Raw genomic sequence first — 16576 nt, 5'->3', positions numbered from 1 at the left:
GCCTGATCGCGGGTGACAATCGGAAATCAAGCGCTTTGCACCCGACAAGCTTGTTTCCGCCAAGACGCAACGCACTCAATGCGCTGTGCAGACCATGCAGGGATCGAACGATCGGACCACGTGTTGGATGCTGACGGCCCGCGCGCCGGCGTCACCGACCTCAGTTCCGACCAGCGACTGTTCAAGCGGCCCGGCAACCCCATCGGAATCGCGCGGCGAGAAGTTCCAGCTCGTCGGCGCGATGATCTGATAGCGCTCAATGCGACCACCGCCGACCGCGAGCCAATGACCAAGGCTGCCACGCGCCGCCTCGACGAGCCCGACGAAGCGGCCGTCCGTCATTTCACCGCTGGTCTCGCAGAACGGCTCGCTGAGGCGCAGCGCCTTGATCCAGCCTTCGATCGACAGCGCGAGTCGCGCCGTCTCGATCAGCCGCGCGATCACGCGGTTGCGGACGTTGCTGCCATCGGATGCAAGCAGCGCGGTGATCAGCGGCTGACCATCGACCGCCTGTCGCGCAATTGCGCCGACCTCGACCGGCTCGCCGGCGAGCCGCGGCGCTTTGCACCAGCTATAGGCGTCAGCCTTGTCGGCGTCCGGCACGGAGCGGCTCGCCGCCGGATCGCGCGATGTCTCACGCATCCAGGCATGCGAGACATCTTCCGTGATCAGGTCCGAGGGCAAGGCTGAGATCGTTCCATCGCTGGCGCGCAGGCCGGCGCGGAAGTTGGCGCCATCGGCATCGTGATAGGCACCGAAGCTCATCAGCAGCCCCGGCCCCTTGCCAAGATCCGCGAGCGCAAGCGCATCGGCCAGTCGCAGGAAGTGTGCGAAATCGCCCGCGCGTCCGTCGCGCCAGCGATCGAGCTCGGACGGCGTCGACAACGCCAGTACATTCTCAAGCGTATCGGCAAACACCACACGTTCGAGAAAGCCGCGAAACGAGCCGGCAATCGCATTCAGCCGGATACGCTCACCAAGCTCGATCGCGCGCGTGGTGCCCCCCGGCTGGAACGCCAGGCTGTGCGGCCATTTACCGGCGATCAAGCCCATGATTTCCAGGAGTCGCGCGCGCGCGGGCAAGGCTTCACGCGCCGCCGATCCCTTGGTCGCGGTGAAGCGCTCCGCCGCCGCGCCGTGCCAGGGGTGCGCGGCATAGGCCTCGCGCGCGAAGTCCGGCATGAAGAAGATGTAGAAGTGCGTCAGATGGTCGGCGGCGTTCTCGGCCGCATGGGCGATGTTGGTCGCGAGCACGCCGTTCTGCGCCGGCACGACGCCCATGGCCTGACGCAGCGCGCTGGCCGCCGCAATCGACTGCGACACCGAGCAGATGCCGCAGATGCGCGGCGCGATCACCAGCGCATCGAGCGGCGGTCGCCCCTCCAGGATCTGCTCGAAGCCGCGATAGAGCGGCGCGGTCACCTCGGCGCGTGCGACACGGCCGCTCTCGATATCCAGGCGGACCTCGAGATCGCCCTCGACGCGGTTGAACGGGCCGACCGTGATCCGGGTCATGAACTGCGCTTGTCGCCCGAGCGGCTCGGCGGCACCACGACGTGATCAGCCGTGGCATTGACGCGCACGCGGCGCGGAGTCGCCGATTTCGACAGGGCCGCGAGCGCGACGAACCACGCCTTGGGCATGTCGGTCGGAAGCCCGACGGGAATGCCGGCGAGCTTCGCGGTCTGCAGATAGTTCTGCGCGCTTTCGAAGCCAGGCGAGGTGCAGGCGATGCAGGCATAGCCGCCCTTGGTGCAGGAGCCGCCACCGTTCCAGGACCGCTGATTGCAGTCGCCGACAGCCTGCGTCGCGCGGCAGCCGAGATGCTCCATCAAACAGCCCCGCTCCGACATGGCTTCCGCGCTCGCCTTGAACTCATAGAACTCGTTGCGCGAGCAGCCATGATGAGCGAGGTGGTTGGCGATGAAGGCGGGACGCCCGACGGCGTCGAGGCCGTCGGCGGTGAGATCGCCAGTCGTGAGCGCAAGCAGGCTTTCCATGATCCAGCCGGGGTGTGGCGCGCAGCCGGCGACATTGATCACCGGCAACCCGCGCTTCGAGCGGAAACCCGCCCCTAGCGCGCCGCCGACGTCGCTCCCCTCGAACTGCAACCCGACCGCATCGGTCGGGTTGATGCCGGCCGCGGGAATGCCGCCATAAGCCGCGCAGCTGCCGACCGCGACGACATAGTCGGCCAGCGGGGCGAGATCGAGCAGCCAATGATAGATTGAGCGGTTGGTGCCCGCCAGCATGTTGAAGCGGCCGCTCAGGTTAGGGCCCCGGGCGACCGAGCCTTCGAGCACCAGCAGATCGAGCCGCTCGCGCCCGTCGCGGATGGCCTCGAGCAGTTCCGCGGCTTCCTCGCCGGTCTCCTCGCTGACGGAGGGATGCCACACCAGATCGATGCCGGACTGGCGCAGTTCGTCGAACCAGCCGGAGGCGCCGCTTTCCAGAATGGACATGGTGCAGCCGCCGCAGCTCGCGCCCTGCAGCCACAACATCCTGGTCATTCCCTCCGCGCCGACCATCGTGGGTTCCGCTGCTATTTCGCGCCGGGCATTCCGCCTGGTGGTGCTCTCGGGTTTAACGCCGCAGCGTGAGTACTGGCAAGCGCGTCGCACGGCCTGCGCTCGGAGCCACGACGACGGCCGAGCAGCACGGCGCCGGCCCAGATCAGTCCGAACAGGCCGACCGCGACGATCCCGAGATTGCCGATGTCATCGCCCAGCGCCACCGCGACATCCGTCCAGCCGCCCTGAGCGCCAAGCCGTGGCGCCAGCAACGTCACCGCCTCGACGCCGCCGATCACCAGCGCGATCGCGACCGACGTTCCGGTGATCACCAGATTGTAGCGTCGCTTGCGCGCGGGATCCGTCAGCGCCCAACGATAGGCTCCGACCATCAGCATGCTGTCGGCCGTATCGACGGTCGCCATCGCCGCAGCGAACAACGCCGGGAACACCAGCACATGGGCGAGGCTCGCGCCGCGCGCTGCTTCGGTCGCAGAAAGGCTGAGGAGACCGATCTCGCTCGCGGTATCGAAGCCGAGGCCGAACAGGAACCCGAGCGGATACATGTGCCAGGCGCGGTCCACGAGGCGCAGCACAGGACGCAGCAGACGAATGAGAACGCCCCGCCCTGCACTTGCCGTGTCTGCCATTTCGGACTGCTGCGACACTGCCGGGCGCCGCCACAGATTGACGAACAGAACGAGGTTCGCGAATGCGATCAGCAGCAGGAAGCCGGCCGAAACCGAGGTGCCGATGGCACCACCGATCGCCCGAATTGCGCTGTCCCCGCTCAACAGATCGGCGCCGGCGACCAGGCTGACGATAATGGTGGCGATGACGACGACGCTCGAATGTCCGAGCGCGAAATAGAGACCCGCAGCGCGCGGCGTGTCCCCCTCCTGCACCAGCTTGCGGACCACGTTGTCGATCGCAGCGATGTGGTCGGCGTCAACCGCATGGCGCAATCCAAGTAGCCAGGCCAGCATGGCCGTGCCGACGATGGCGGGACGGTCGGCATAGAGCGCAAACGCCCAGGCCCAGGCAAGCGCGTTGGAGAGCACGAGACCGGCCAGCAGCGCGACATTGCGGCCGCCCGCGGTCTGCAGCCAGGCCGGCGCTGCGCGCGGAGGCTGGGGATGATCAATTGGGAAAATCGTCATACTCAGGCAGGAGAGCAAGTCTCGCGCCAATTGGCAAGCCTTGCTCCGCCCGGCCCAGATCAGGCCGAATTCGCGCCGTTCACCCCCCGTCTCGCCTGGATCGGCCAGCCTCTGTGGCAATCCGCTGTCCGGTCACGCACAAACAATGACCAGCCGCTGAAGACCTTCGCCTGCCCCGCCTCACCGGACCGAGGCGCTTTGCGCCGCGATCTCGCGCCTGACAGCGGCCTCGAACCCGCTGGCCGGCGCGGCGAACATCAGCCGGGTCTCCTCATGGAACGCCGAGAAGATGCCGACGACGACCGTCTCGCCGCCGATCTCGGCCAGGATCGGCGAGCCCGAATAGCCGAAATTCGCCAAGCAATGCACCGTCAGCAGCCGAGCATCCTCAGTCATGCCGGCGCTGCAATTGCGCTGTCCGGTCGGCGAATAACGCCGCTCCTGGCCGTAGCCGATCTCCGAAATCGTCCCGGCCGCCGTCGCCGCCGCAAGTTGCTCGCGCGTGAGCGCTGTGACCGCCACCGGCCGCGACGGCAGCGCATCCTTCAGGACAATCAGGGCCCAATCGGCGCGCGAGCGGTCAAGCGACCATTTGTCGTGCTGGATCGGCGCGAAGTCCGGCGCCACGATCAGCTTGTCGGCAATCGACGAGGCTGCCGGCGTGCCCTTGTTCATGCCGGCCAGGAAGTGGACGTTGCCGGGACTGACCTGGGCGACGCCGTTGAAGACGCAATGCGCGGCCGTGAGCACCAGGCGCGGCGCCACCAGCGTGCCCGTGCACGAACCGCCCGTGCTGTATTGGGCCACGGTGACGACGCCGATCGATGATGCCGGCCACGCCGTGGGATCCACGACCTCGCCGATGTGCCGGTCGAGCCCGAGCAGTTGCTCGGGCCGCGGATTGGCAATGCCTGAATCGGCCGCTTCCGGCTTGGGCCGCCAGGCCGCGATGGCCTGCTCCGCCTGTCGCCGCTGCGCCTCACTCAACGCGACACGCTGGACCTCGCGGCCCGCGGACCGCACGCCATTTCGCCCCGCCATGACCAGCCAGGCATAGCCCTGCACGACATCCTGCGCGACCACCCGCCCGTCGAGCATCATCAGGCCGAGCATATATTGCGACTGGGCGAAGCCCTGGGCCGCGGCGCGAGAAAACCATCGGCTGGCTTCGCCATGATCGCGGGCGACGCCTTCGCCATTGTAATAGGCGACGCCGAGATAATGCTGCGCGACGGCGAGGCCCTGATCCGCCGCCTTCCGGTACCAGGCCATCGCCTCGGCAGGGTTGCGCGGCACACCCCAGCCGAACGCCTGCATGAAGCCGACATCGAACTGCGCCCGCGCATCGCCTTTGGCCGCCAGCGGCATCAGCCGCCGCATCGCCATGGCGTGCTGGCCATTGGCCGCCGCGGCCACGGCCTCCTCGAGTTCGGCGGCCGAACCGGGCACAATGGCGGCGAGCCACACGGCTAAGACGAGAGCAATTGTCCTGATCATCGCGTCCGCGGCATCCCGGTCATCATGATGGGGAGACCAGCAGACCGGATCAAGACGGCAGCCCCATGGCCGCGCGCAAAACGGCTGCCCCGCGCTTACGCCTGCTCGCTCTTGGCGAAGCGGTCGTCGAGCGCATAGCCGGCGCCGCGCACCGTGCGGATCGGATCCTGCTCGCGGCCGGGATTGAGCAGCTTGCGCAGGCGGCCGATATGGACGTCCACCGTGCGCTCGTCGATATAGATATCCCGGCCCCAGACGCTGTCGAGCAACTGCTCACGGCTGAACACGCGGCCCGGATGCTCGAGGAAGAATTCGAGCAGGCGGTATTCGGTCGGGCCGAGATCGATCGGCCGGCCCGAGCGCGCCACCCGGCGCTTCTCGCGGTCGAGCTCGATGTCCCCATAGGACAGCACCGTCGCCAGCCGCTCCGGGCTCGCCCGCCGCAGCAGACCCTTCACCCGCGCCAGCAGCTCAGGGACCGAGAACGGCTTGACGATATAGTCGTCCGCCCCGGTCGCCAGGCCGCGCACGCGCTCGCTCTCCTCGCCGCGCGCCGTCAGCATGATGATCGGCAGCTGCTTGGTCTCGGGCCGCGTCCGCAACCGGCGGCACAGTTCGATGCCGGACAGGCCCGGCAGCATCCAGTCGAGCACCACGAGATCGGGAACGCGCTCCTTCAGCCGCGTGTCGGCCTCGTCGCCCCGCCCCACGGTCTCGACCTCGTAGCCCTCGGTCTCCAGATTATAGCGCAGGAGCGTGGTCAGCGCCTCTTCATCTTCCACCACCAGGATGCGCGCAGTCATATCGAACGAGTCTCTCTCAGTTGCCGGGGACCGTGGTGGCGAAGCTCGTCATGTCGCCCTTCGGACGCTTGTCGACCATCGCCTGGCCCTCGATCATGTAGAACACCGTCTCCGCGATATTGGTCGCGTGGTCGCCCATCCGCTCGATATTCTTGGCGCAGAACATCAGATGGATGCAGAACGAGATGTTGCGCGGATCTTCCATCATGTAGGTCAGCAGTTCGCGGAACAGCGAGGTGCAGATGGCATCGACCTCCTCGTCGCCCTTCCACACCGCCATCGCAGCCGGCAGGTCATGCGCCGCATAGGCATCCAATACCGACTTGACCTGCGACTGCACGAGATCCGTCATGTGCTCAAGGCCACGGATCAGCTTGAGCGGATGGAAATCACTTTCCAGCGCAGCAACCCGCTTGCCGATGTTCTTCGCGAGGTCGCCGATGCGCTCGAGATCAGTGGCGACGCGCATCGCGCCGACGATCTCGCGCAGGTCAACCGCCATCGGCTGCCGGCGCGCGATGGTCAGCACGGCGCGCTCCTCGATGATGCGCTGCAGCTTGTCGACCTCGGCATCGGCGGCGACGACCTTCTGGCCGAGCGCGACGTCACGCCGAACCAGTGCGTCGACGGAGTCGACAATCAGCCGCTCGGCGAGACCGCCCATCTCCGACACGAGCCGGGTCAGATCCTGCAGATCGCTGTCGAACGCCTTGGCGGTATGTTCACTGGCCATGATGATCTCCTGAAGGCAATGATGCTGTCGGCGTCAGCCGAACCGGCCGGTGATGTAATCCTGGGTCCGCCGATCGCTCGGCGAGGTGAAGATCTTGCTGGTGTCGTCGAACTCGATCAACTCGCCGAGATACATGAAGGCGGTCTTGTCGGAGACACGCGCCGCCTGCTGCATGTTATGCGTGACGATCGCGATCGTATAGTTCTCCGAGAGTTCCTGGATCAGCTCCTCGACCTTGGCGGTCGAAATCGGATCGAGCGCCGAGCAAGGCTCGTCGAACAGGATCACTTCGGGCCTGACAGCCACGGTACGCGCGATGCACAGGCGCTGCTGCTGGCCGCCGGACAGCGACAGGCCGGAGGCGTTGAGCTTGTCCTTGACCTCGTTCCACAGCGCGCCGCCGCGCAGCGCCTTCTCGACCCGGTCGTCCATCTCGGACTTCGAGATCTTCTCATAGAGGCGGATGCCGAAGGCGATGTTCTCGTAGATCGTCATCGGGAACGGCGTCGGCTTCTGGAACACCATGCCGACCCGGGCGCGCAGCAGGTTCAGGTCGAGCTTGGGATCGAGGATGTTGGTGCTGTCCAGCATCAGCTGGCCGGTGGCGCGCTGGCCCGGATAGAGATCGTACATCCGGTTGAAGATGCGCAGCAAAGTCGACTTGCCGCAGCCGGACGGACCGATGAACGCGGTGACGCGGTTGGTGCCGAGCGACAGGTTGATGTTCTTCAGCGCGTGATGATCGCCGTAATAGAAGTTCAGATTTCGCGCGATCACCTTGGCCGGCGCCTCCGGCAGCGACTTGGCGGGAATGGCGGCCGTCGGGCTGCTCACGGATACGGACATGTCGGTCATTTCGAGCTCCTCTCGGCGCCCAGGATGCGCGCACCGATGTTCAGGGCCAGCACGGTCAAGGTGATCAGAAGGGCGCCGCTCCAGGCCAGCTGTTTCCAGTAGGCATAGGGGCTCTGGACGAAGTTGTTGATGGTCACCGGCAGGTTCGCCATCGTCTTGGAGAGGTTCATGCTCCAGAACTGGTTCGACAGCGCGGTGAACAGCAGCGGCGCGGTCTCGCCGGCGACACGGGCGGTTGCCAGCAGCACACCGGTGATGAGGCCGGAGCGCGCGGCGCGGTAAGCGATCCGCCGGATCACCAGCGAGCGCGGCAGGCCGAGCGCCGAGGCTGCCTCACGCAGCGGATTGGGCACCAGCAGCAGCATGTCCTCGGTGGTTCTCAGCACCACGGGGATCACGATCACCGCCAGCGCCAGCGAGCCGGCGATCGCCGAGAAGCCGCCCATCGGCACCACGACCGCACCGTAGATGAACAGGCCGATGATGATCGACGGCGCCGACAGCAGGATGTCGTTGATGAAACGGATTACCGAGGTCAGGCGGTCGTTGCGGCCATATTCGGCGAGATAGGTGCCGGCGAACAGGCCGAGCGGCGCGCCGATGCCGACGCCGATGATGGTCATCATGATCGAGCCGACGATGGCGTTGCGCAGACCGCCGTCGCTCGATCCCGGCGGCGGCGTATCAGCGGTAAAGACCTGCAGGCTGAGCCCGGCCAGACCGTTATAGAACAGCGTGAATAGGATCAGCGCCAGCCAGGTGACGCCGAACGCGGCGGCAGCAAAACAGAGGCCACGGACCACGATGTCGGTGCGGCGCCGGCGCGTGTAGATCGGATTGACGGGACTGGGCTGAGCGTCAATGGCAGTCATGAGCTATTTCCCCGCCTTGGTCTCGAGCCGCATCAGCATCAGACGGGCTGCCGCGAGCACGAAGAATGTCAGAACGAACAGCAAGAGACCGAGCAGGATCAGGCTCGACTGGTGCAGACCGTCGCTCTCCTGGAACTCGGAGGCGATCGCGGCCGAGATCGTCGTACCCGGCGCAAAGATCGATGACGAGATCCGGAACGAGTTGCCGATGATGAAGGTCACCGCCATGGTCTCGCCGAGGGCCCGGCCGAGCGCCAGCATGATGCCGCCGATCACGCCGACCCTTGTATAGGGAATGACGACGCTGCGCACGACCTCCCAGGTGGTGCAGCCGACGCCATAGGCCGCCTCCTTCAGCACAGGCGGCACCGTCTTGAACACGTCGACCGAGATGGCCGTGATGAAGGGCAGCACCATGATCGCCAGGATCAGCGAGGCATTGAACAGGCTGAGATAGGATGGCGGGCCGGCGAAGATGTCCTGCAGCACCGGAATGTTGGCGCAGAGGCTGATCATGAACGGCTGGAAATTATAGGCCAGGAACGGGCCCAGCACGAAGAAGCCCCACATGCCGTAGATGATCGAGGGAATGCCGGCCAGCAGCTCGATCGCGATGCCGATCGGGCGGCGCAGCCATTGCGGGCACAGCTCGGTGAGGAAGATCGCGATGCCGAGACCGACCGGAATGGCGATCAACATGGCGATGAAGGACGTGACCAGCGTGCCGTAGATCGGGCCGAGCGCACCCAGCACCGGCGGATCCGCCGACGGCGCCCAGCGCCGCGTCCAGAGGAATTCGAAACCGTAGGCCTTCATCGCCGGCCAGGCGCCGATGATGAGCGAGACGATAATGCCGCCGAGGATCAGCAGCACCGAGATCGCCGCGAGCCGCGTGATCCAATAGAAAGTGACGTCACCGAGCTTGAAGGCGCTCAGCGCGCGCGCCCGGTCATAGGGCCCGGCAGCAGCCGCGATATCGCTGACTTCGGTTTGAACCGCCATGTCTGCCAATTCTGCCCCCTGTTTTTTCAGCACGCTTCAACCCCGATCATGTCCCCTCTCCCGGTGACGGGAGAGGGGGTCTGGCGCGAAAGGCGTCAGCTCTTGATGTCCGAGGACCAGGTCTTCTCGATCAGCTTCACGACGTTGTCGGGCATCGGGATGTAGTCGAGCTCCTCAGCCATCTTGTCGCCCTTCTCGAACGACCACTTGAAGAACTTGATGGCTTCGGCGGAGGCCGCCTTGTCGGTCGGCTCCTTGTGCATCAGGATGAAGGTCGCGGCCGTCATCGGCCAGGACTTTTCGCCCTGCTGGTTGGCGAGAATCACATAGTAGCCGGGAGCCTTGGCCCAATCGGCGTTGGCGGCCGCGGCCTGGAAGGCCTCGACGGTCGGCTGCACGGTCTTGCCGGTCTTGTTGACCATGGCGGTGTAGGTCAGCTTGTTCTGCTTGGCATAGGCATACTCGACATAGCCGATCGAGTTCTTGGTCTGGCTGATGTTGCCCGACACGCCCTCATTGCCCTTGGCGCCGACGCCGACCGGCCATTCGACCGCGGTGTTGGAGCCGACCTTGCTCTTCCAGTCAGCGCTGACTTCGGAGAGGTAGTAGGTGAAGTTGAAGGTCGTGCCCGAACCGTCGGAGCGGCGAACCACAGCGATGGCATCGCTCGGCAGCTTGACGCTCGGGTTCAGCTTCTTGATCGCGGCGTCATCCCACTTGGTGATCTTGCCGAGATAGATGTTGGCCAGCGTCTCGCCGTCCAGCACCATCTCGCCAGGCTTCACGCCCTCGAGGTTGACGACCGGCACGATACCACCCATCACCATCGGCCACTGCACCAGGCCGTCCTTCTCGAGCTGCTCGGCCTTGAGCGGCGCGTCGGTGGCGCCGAAGGTCACGGTCTTGGCCTGGATCTGCTTGATGCCGCCGCCGGAGCCGATCGACTGGTAGTTCAGACCGTTGCCGGTCTCCTTCTTGTAGGCGTCAGCCCACTTGGAATAGATCGGGAACGGGAACGTCGCGCCCGCGCCGGTGATGTCGGCAGCGAATGCCGACGTCGATGCGGCGACCAAGCCGGCAGCGACGATAGCTTTGACGAAATTCATAGCTGGTCTCCATGCTCGGGAAGCGAAGCGCCATGTGCGCCCGATTGCGCTTCCCCGGCCGCTTTACGGGGCCTCGGTGCCGCTTTTATAAAGGTTCAATGACACTCAGATGACAGTCACAAGCCTTTGAGATCTATTGATATTTGGACCTGACCCCGATTTTTTACGGTCTCTCCGCCCCCGCGCAGCCGCCCGTCCGCTCATCCCCTTAAGAGAGCGCCGCTCAACGGGGCTCGCTCCCCGCCGGTGGGGGATGATAGCGCAGGACCTGATTGGCGCCGGCGGTCCATCCCGTGCCTTGTCGTTGCCCCCCCGCAGCCGCCCCCATAGAAGATGTCGTCCCGGGCAAGCCCGGCAACGCGAAAGCGGCGGCGGATGCTGACCCGGGACCCACACCCTGGCGGTCCTGGCTGGGCGAATGGTGCCTCGCACGTCTCCCTGGGGCTATGGGTCCCGGATCGGCGCGCGCGTTGCGCGCTTGTCCGGGACGACAGCGGGGCAAATGATCAACATCTTCGGCCTCATCATCAGGTGTGGGAGACAGGCGTCTTTCGTCCCGCGGCATGTGATGCCCGGGTGATGCAGCGATCTTGCCCTCCTGAACAATGAGAGGGCGCGGGGAAGGCCGGGCCTCGGCTGAGGCCCCGTGGCCCGCCTGCAACAAAGAAAGCAGGCGGCAGTCACCACAGGTCCAGCCGGACAGACCCGGCCTTCCCCGCGCGACGGCTTTAACGGTGTCCTTCGTGCTCTCCCTGGGGATCGGCGTTCTTGCCCCCATTTGCGACAACGCGCTTGTGGCACGTTGCGCAGACCTCAGCGTCGAGAGGCCAGGACCACACGACTTTGCCGTCCGTCACGCCTGCGCTCGTCCGGCGCAGCCGTCACGTCCATCGCAGCCCACCTCCACGTTCGTGACGACGCGTCCGTCCCTCTGCTCGAGGCGGGGCAAGTGAAGACAACCACAAATTCCGAAAAAGCGCAAGAGATTTATACTTTTCAGAAATCGACAGCGATCGGCAGCCGATCACTCCTGACCGAGTTCGACGCCCGCCAGCGCCTCGCTCAGCCTTGCCAGCGCCGTGTGGTCCTGGCCCGGCCCGAGCAGGGCCTGCGCGCTGGCGCTCAGTTCGCGGCAAAGATTGGAGAACGGCGCGGCGACGCCGCTGGCGCGCGCGACCTCAAGCGCGATCGAGAGGTCCTTCACCATGAGATCGAGCCCGAAGCCGCTGTTGAACTTGCGCGACAGGACGAACTGCTTGAACTTCTTCTGCGTCGAATTGTTCATGCCCGTCGACGCATTCAGCACGTCCGTCATCAGGCCGGGATCGATGCCGAATTGCTGGCCGATCAGCAGCGCCTCGATGCCGATCAGGAAGCCGCCGGCTGAAACGAGGTTGTTGAGCGCTTTCATCGCCTGCCCGGAGCCGAGGCCGCCGATGCGGTGGATGGTGGTGCCCATCGCGCGCAGCAACGGCTCGACGCGATCGAGTGCGGCGGCATCGCCGCCCGCCATGATCGCGAGCTCACCGGTCACCGCGCGCGACACGCCGCCGCTGACCGGCGCGTCGAGCATGGTGACGCCGAGCACATCGAGATCGGCCGCAATCGCCTGCGTCGCCGCCGGAGCCCCGGAACTCATGTCGATGACGACGTGACCCTGCTTCAGGCCGGCACGCAGCGCCGCGACGGCGTCGGCGACATGCCTGCTGGTCGGCAGCATCGTGATGACCACATCGGCCGCCGCCGCAGCGGCCGCGAGATCCACCGCTTCGACGCCGCCGACCTGCCGCACGAAATCGGCGGCGCGGCCCGGCACTGCGTCATTGACCGCGACTGCGATGCCGGCGCCGAGCAGGCGCGCGGCCATCGGCCAGCCCATATTGCCGATGCCGACGAACAGGGCGCTTTGCGGCGCGCTCATGCGCCGTCCTTCTTGGCGATGGCGCCTTCGGCGAGCAGCACCTCATGCGCGGCCTTGAAGGCCTCAAGACCCGCGGGAATGCCGCAATAGACGGTCGCGTGCAGCAGGATCTCCTTGATCTCGTCGACCGTGACCCCGTTGGTGAGCGCGCCCTTGACGTGCAGCTTCAATTCGCTCGGCTTGCTGAGCGCCGTCAGCATCGCGAGATTGATGATGCTGCGGGTGCGCCGATCGAGGCCCGGCCGGGTCCAGGCATAGCCCCAGCACATTTCGGTGGTGATGTGCTGGAACGCCATCATGAAATCGTCGGCCTTGGCGAGGCTGCCATCGACATAGGCCGCGCCGAGCACCTCGCGGCGCACCTTCAGGCCCTTCTCGAACAACTCGTTGTCGTCGCTCATTCACTCGTCTCCCTCTCTGCAGTGTCAGATGTCATGGACACATGATGTTTCGGACCATTCCGGATCGTGCCCAATTCGTCCAACCGTCTCAAGTCGGAGAAAAAGCCAAGAAAAGTCAATGGCGACCTATCCAAAGTCTCCACTCCGGAGCTGGAACTTGGGGGGGTGAGCGGATCTTCGTGATGACGTGATGCGCGGCGGGGATTGGGTGGCGGATCGAGCTTCAGTTGCTGAGCAGCTTCTGCGCGGCCTCGAGTTCGGCATAGCGGCTGAGGATGAGCGTGCGGCCGTCCGTCGTCGCGACGTGCACGCCGAGCATCTGCACCGCCGCCATCTTGTCGAGCTCCGCCCGGACGTCAGACGCGGAGCCAACGACTTCAGTCACGTGCGCAAGGTGACGTTCAGGCCGTCGGCGAGCAACGCGAAGATGTGCGCCTCGATCCGATGCTCGAACTGATGATGGATGGGCCACAGGCTCAGATCATCTTTCAGAGTCTTGAACGCAGCCTCGACTTCGGTGAGTTGAATGTAGAACCGCCCGAGGCCGACGGGATCGCGAGCGCCGAGATTGGCGCGTAGCAGATAGCGCCCTTTCTATACAGCACACACATCCCGACGCCGATCGCCACGACATCAAGCAGCCCGAAATATGCCAGCCCGCAGAATTATTGATTGCAAGAAGATATCTTGTCGATTTCGGCCGCGCGGACAGAAGTGATGACGCGAAGTCGCGCCGAAGATTGGATAGCCATTTCATTGACCTGTCCGAGAGGCCGTCCGATATTACCGCATGAAATGACGATCGAAATATTATGGTGAGGCTTTGTTTTCTGAAGTAGATCCCGAGGTCTGCGGCCTCACTCCCCGTCGCGTTCCCGTGTCGCCATCCGTTGGTTCGAAAGCGTGGATCAGGGTGCTGGCCGCAGCGTTGGCGGTGTGGACCGGGCTTCCCGCCGCATTTGCTCAGGAGCCCGTGCGCGGCGGCACTCTGGTGGCGGTGTTGGTGCCCGAGCCGGGCGTGCTAAGCACCAATTTCGACGTCGGGCAGAACGTCAGCAACCTTTCGAGCAAGATCTTCGATGGTCTTATCAAGCTGGGGCCCGACCTGACGCCGTTGCCTGAACTGGCCACTGCCTGGGAGGTCAGCGCAGATGGGCTCACTCTCACTTTCCATCTGCGGCGCGGGGTGAAATGGCATGACGGCCAGCCGTTCACGTCCGCTGATGTCAGTTTTTCGATCCAGGAGGTCTGGCGCAAGTTCCAGCCTCGGCTACGCACGGCTCTCGCCAACGTCGATGACGTGCTGACCCCGGACGACTACACCGTCGAGTTCAAGCTCTCCCGTCCAGCTCCGGTAATCCTGCTCGCGCTCAACCGCTTGCAGGCACAGATCCTGCCTCGCCATCTTTATCAAGAGACCGACATCCTGCGTAACCCGCACAACGTCAAGCCGGTCGGCACGGGTCCGTTCCGGTTCAAGGACTGGGTGCGCGGCGACCGGATCGTGCTGGAGCGCAATCCCGATTACTGGGATACTGGCAAGCCTTATCTGGACGGCGTTATTTTTCGCATCATTCCGGACGCAGCGGCGCGTTCCGCCGCCTTCGAACGTGGCGATGTTCAATACGGCTCGGTGTTTCCGGTGCCGCTCAGCGACGTCGCGCGGATATCCTCCCTGCCTGGGCTCAAGGTGATCCATACCGGCTACGAAGCCTGGGGCACGACGCTCGGACTTGAGTTCAACCTGCGAAACCCGCTTCTTCAGGACGTGCGGGTGCGTCGCGCCGTTGCCCACGCCGTCGACCGCGCGCGGGCGATCCAGACCGCCTATCACGGGCTGGGCAAGCCCTCGACAGGTCCGGTCCCTTCGGCGATGACGCCGTTCTACACGCCAGATACGCCGCAATATGCGTACAACACCGTCGTCGCCGAACAGCTGCTGGATCAGGCCGGCTATCCGCGAAAAGCCGATGGCGTCCGCTTCTCGCTGCACATCGACGGAATTCCATTCACCGACGACACCCGTCGCGTCGCGGAATTCATTCGTCAATCGCTGAAGCGGGTCGGAATCGATGTCGAGGTCCGCAATCAGGATCTGCCGCGCTTCTTCCAGAGAATTTACACGGAGCGTGATTTCGACCTCGCTCTGGTACCGATGTCGGCAACGGTCGATCCGCAGATCGGGTTGGAGCGCTACTTCGCCTCGAGCGGTATCCTCAAAGGGGTGCCCTTCAGCAACGCCAGCGGCTACCAGAACCCGGAGCTGGACCGGATCTTCGAGGCTGCGCATGTCGAACTCGACCCAGCCAAGCGGATCGAGCTCTATCGCCAGTTCCAGCGCATCATTCAGACCGACCTGCCGGCTTTGCCGTTGCTCGAGGCAGCTTTCTCCACCGTCTACTCCGACACAGTGCACGGTCTTGCGGTTGCACCGGATTCCGCCGTGGAATCGTTCGCCGGCATCTGGCTTTCGTCCCCCGACGCCAACAGCAAATCTGTCAACCGGTAACGTCGTGCTCATGACCAATCTCGCCGCCATCACTCGCGACTCGGCCGTCGGGTTGTTTCCGTCCCAGGAGACACTGGATGCCTTGCGCGTCGAGTTTGCCGCTAGGGCCGATCAATACGATCGGAGCGGCGCCTTCCCGCACGAGAATTTTCGTCGCCTGCATGAGCATGGTCTGCTGGCGCTCGCCGCGCCGCGGGCTTATGGCGGAGGCGAAGCCTCGCTTGAGACACTGGCTCGCGTGGTCGGCACGATCGCGCGCGGCGACGCCTCCACGGCGCTGGTGCTCACCATGCAGTATCTGTTTCACAGCCTCGGAGCGCGCAATCCGGCTTGGCGCGAGACGCAGCGTGCCCTGGTGTTTCGAAGCGCCGTCGAACGCGGCGCGCTCGTCAACGGCTTGCGCGTGGAGCCGGAATTGGGCACCCCGGCGCGAGGCGGTCTGCCGGCGACGATTGCGCGACGCACTCCGGACGGATGGCGGATCAGCGGCCGCAAGATCTATTCCACCGGCGCCCCCGGCCTGAGTTGGATGCTGATCTGGGCGCGCAGCGACGAACCCAAGCCGCGGGTCGGGGGCTGGCTTGTGCCAGGCGACGCTCCGGGTGTGAGCATCGTTGAAAGCTGGGACCATCTCGGCATGCGTGCCACCGGCAGTCATGACGTGACGCTGGACGATGTGCTGGTGCCGCTCGAGCACGGTCCCGAATATCAGGACGATGTGGCGGAAAACGTCAGGCTGGATACGCAGTTCGCTGCCTGGAACACCATTCTCATCGCCATCATCTATGACGCGGTGGCGCGCGAGGCCCGCGACTGGTTCGTGCGATGGCTGCAGGAACGTGCGCCGACGAATTTGGGAGCGCCGCTGGCGACGCTGCCGCGCTTCCAGGAGGCTGTCGGGCGCATCGATGGCCTGTTGCTCGCCAACCGCACCTTGCTCGACGCGGCCATCGCCGGTGCCGTGTCGCCCCAGCAGGTGGGCCTGCTCAAATACCTGACGTCCGGCAACTCCATAGCCGCCGTTGAGATCGCCGTGGAACTGAGCGGCAATCCCGGCCTGAGCCGCAGCAGTCCGCTCGGGCGTCTCTATCGCGACGTGCTGTGCAGCCGCGTTCACACCCCTCAAAACGACACCATCCTCGCAGGCGCAGGCAAGTCCGCTCTCGTCGGCGTTTGAGCTTCTCGTAACCAGCAACCGGAACAGCAT

General features: G+C 65.1%; 15 protein-coding genes. 3 read left to right on the top strand and 12 right to left on the bottom strand.

Annotated elements, in window-relative coordinates; translation table 11 throughout:
• Nucleotides 1–75: 75 nt before the first annotated feature.
• From BBTA_RS09280 to BBTA_RS09225, 12 genes are all read right to left on the bottom strand, one after another.
• A complete protein-coding gene (locus BBTA_RS09280) occupies nt 76–1515 on the bottom strand; it encodes a nickel-dependent hydrogenase large subunit (RefSeq protein ID WP_012042216.1) in 1440 nt (479 codons plus the stop codon).
• Nucleotides 1512–2528 carry an uptake hydrogenase accessory gene (locus BBTA_RS09275; protein WP_012042215.1) on the bottom strand — a complete coding sequence of 339 codons (1017 nt, stop codon included), beginning with the start codon at nt 2526–2528 and terminating at the stop codon, nt 1512–1514. The genes BBTA_RS09280 and BBTA_RS09275 overlap by 4 nt, the downstream gene beginning before the upstream one ends.
• Before the next feature lie 14 nt (nt 2529–2542).
• Nucleotides 2543–3670, bottom strand: coding sequence for a HoxN/HupN/NixA family nickel/cobalt transporter (locus BBTA_RS09270; RefSeq protein ID WP_012042214.1), 1128 nt, complete (start codon nt 3668–3670; stop codon nt 2543–2545).
• A gap of 180 nt (nt 3671–3850) precedes the next feature.
• On the bottom strand, nt 3851–5167 hold the full coding sequence (locus BBTA_RS09265) for a trypsin-like serine protease (RefSeq protein WP_012042213.1): 1317 nt from the start codon (nt 5165–5167) through the stop codon (nt 3851–3853).
• A 95-nt stretch (nt 5168–5262) separates the two neighbouring features.
• The gene (gene phoB, locus BBTA_RS09260) at nt 5263–5970 is read right to left on the bottom strand and encodes a phosphate regulon transcriptional regulator PhoB (RefSeq protein WP_012042212.1); all 708 of its coding nucleotides are present in this window, start codon (nt 5968–5970) and stop codon (nt 5263–5265) included.
• A 16-nt stretch (nt 5971–5986) separates the two neighbouring features.
• Entirely contained in the window at nt 5987–6703 is a 717-nt protein-coding gene (phoU, locus tag BBTA_RS09255) for a phosphate signaling complex protein PhoU (protein ID WP_012042211.1), read from the bottom strand.
• A gap of 33 nt (nt 6704–6736) precedes the next feature.
• A complete protein-coding gene (gene pstB / locus BBTA_RS09250; protein WP_041750510.1) occupies nt 6737–7558 on the bottom strand; it encodes a phosphate ABC transporter ATP-binding protein PstB in 822 nt (273 codons plus the stop codon).
• Nucleotides 7555–8430 carry a phosphate ABC transporter permease PstA gene (gene pstA / locus BBTA_RS09245; protein ID WP_012042209.1) on the bottom strand — a complete coding sequence of 292 codons (876 nt, stop codon included), beginning with the start codon at nt 8428–8430 and terminating at the stop codon, nt 7555–7557. The genes pstB and pstA overlap by 4 nt, the downstream gene beginning before the upstream one ends.
• A gap of 3 nt (nt 8431–8433) precedes the next feature.
• Nucleotides 8434–9432 carry a phosphate ABC transporter permease subunit PstC gene (gene pstC / locus BBTA_RS09240; protein ID WP_012042208.1) on the bottom strand — a complete coding sequence of 333 codons (999 nt, stop codon included), beginning with the start codon at nt 9430–9432 and terminating at the stop codon, nt 8434–8436.
• A gap of 95 nt (nt 9433–9527) precedes the next feature.
• The gene (gene pstS, locus BBTA_RS09235; protein ID WP_012042207.1) at nt 9528–10538 is read right to left on the bottom strand and encodes a phosphate ABC transporter substrate-binding protein PstS; all 1011 of its coding nucleotides are present in this window, start codon (nt 10536–10538) and stop codon (nt 9528–9530) included.
• 1024 nt (nt 10539–11562) lie between these two features.
• Nucleotides 11563–12459 carry an NAD(P)-dependent oxidoreductase gene (locus tag BBTA_RS09230; RefSeq protein WP_012042206.1) on the bottom strand — a complete coding sequence of 299 codons (897 nt, stop codon included), beginning with the start codon at nt 12457–12459 and terminating at the stop codon, nt 11563–11565.
• Complete coding sequence (locus BBTA_RS09225; protein ID WP_012042205.1) at nt 12456–12860, bottom strand: carboxymuconolactone decarboxylase family protein; 405 nt, start codon at nt 12858–12860, stop codon at nt 12456–12458. Before BBTA_RS09225 ends, BBTA_RS09230 begins: the two co-directional genes overlap by 4 nt.
• 429 nt (nt 12861–13289) lie before the next feature.
• Between BBTA_RS09225 and BBTA_RS40690 the strand changes: the two genes are divergently transcribed.
• From BBTA_RS40690 to BBTA_RS09215, 3 genes are all read left to right on the top strand, one after another.
• Nucleotides 13290–13439: a hypothetical protein gene (locus BBTA_RS40690; protein ID WP_168167880.1), complete on the top strand. Its 150-nt coding sequence runs from the start codon at nt 13290–13292 to the stop codon at nt 13437–13439.
• A 334-nt stretch (nt 13440–13773) separates the two neighbouring features.
• Nucleotides 13774–15369 carry an ABC transporter substrate-binding protein gene (locus tag BBTA_RS09220; RefSeq protein WP_201767754.1) on the top strand — a complete coding sequence of 532 codons (1596 nt, stop codon included), beginning with the start codon at nt 13774–13776 and terminating at the stop codon, nt 15367–15369.
• A gap of 10 nt (nt 15370–15379) precedes the next feature.
• Nucleotides 15380–16546: an acyl-CoA dehydrogenase family protein gene (locus BBTA_RS09215; protein WP_012042202.1), complete on the top strand. Its 1167-nt coding sequence runs from the start codon at nt 15380–15382 to the stop codon at nt 16544–16546.
• Nucleotides 16547–16576 lie beyond the last annotated feature (30 nt).

The sequence above is a fragment of the Bradyrhizobium sp. BTAi1 genome, assembly GCF_000015165.1.
Lineage (GTDB): Bacteria > Pseudomonadota > Alphaproteobacteria > Rhizobiales > Xanthobacteraceae > Bradyrhizobium > Bradyrhizobium denitrificans.
The sequence above is the reverse complement of the archived record's forward strand: the minus strand, read 5'-3'. Positions and strand labels throughout refer to the sequence as shown.

Excerpts from the sequence above, each read along its gene's own strand:
- BBTA_RS09275 (WP_012042215.1), bottom strand. The coding sequence starts at position 2,528 with ATGGTCGGCGCGGAGGGAATGACCAGGATGTTGTGGCTGCAGGGCGCG.
- phoU (WP_012042211.1), bottom strand. The coding sequence starts at position 6,703 with ATGGCCAGTGAACATACCGCCAAGGCGTTCGACAGCGATCTGCAGGAT.
- BBTA_RS09265 (WP_012042213.1), bottom strand. The coding sequence starts at position 5,167 with ATGATCAGGACAATTGCTCTCGTCTTAGCCGTGTGGCTCGCCGCCATT.
- pstB (WP_041750510.1), bottom strand. The coding sequence starts at position 7,558 with ATGACCGACATGTCCGTATCCGTGAGCAGCCCGACGGCCGCCATTCCC.
- BBTA_RS09215 (WP_012042202.1), top strand. The coding sequence starts at position 15,380 with ATGACCAATCTCGCCGCCATCACTCGCGACTCGGCCGTCGGGTTGTTT.
- pstS (WP_012042207.1), bottom strand. The coding sequence starts at position 10,538 with ATGAATTTCGTCAAAGCTATCGTCGCTGCCGGCTTGGTCGCCGCATCG.
- pstA (WP_012042209.1), bottom strand. The coding sequence starts at position 8,430 with ATGACTGCCATTGACGCTCAGCCCAGTCCCGTCAATCCGATCTACACG.
- BBTA_RS09280 (WP_012042216.1), bottom strand. The coding sequence starts at position 1,515 with ATGACCCGGATCACGGTCGGCCCGTTCAACCGCGTCGAGGGCGATCTC.
- BBTA_RS09225 (WP_012042205.1), bottom strand. The coding sequence starts at position 12,860 with ATGAGCGACGACAACGAGTTGTTCGAGAAGGGCCTGAAGGTGCGCCGC.
- BBTA_RS09230 (WP_012042206.1), bottom strand. The coding sequence starts at position 12,459 with ATGAGCGCGCCGCAAAGCGCCCTGTTCGTCGGCATCGGCAATATGGGC.
- phoB (WP_012042212.1), bottom strand. The coding sequence starts at position 5,970 with ATGACTGCGCGCATCCTGGTGGTGGAAGATGAAGAGGCGCTGACCACG.
- BBTA_RS09270 (WP_012042214.1), bottom strand. The coding sequence starts at position 3,670 with ATGACGATTTTCCCAATTGATCATCCCCAGCCTCCGCGCGCAGCGCCG.
- pstC (WP_012042208.1), bottom strand. The coding sequence starts at position 9,432 with ATGGCGGTTCAAACCGAAGTCAGCGATATCGCGGCTGCTGCCGGGCCC.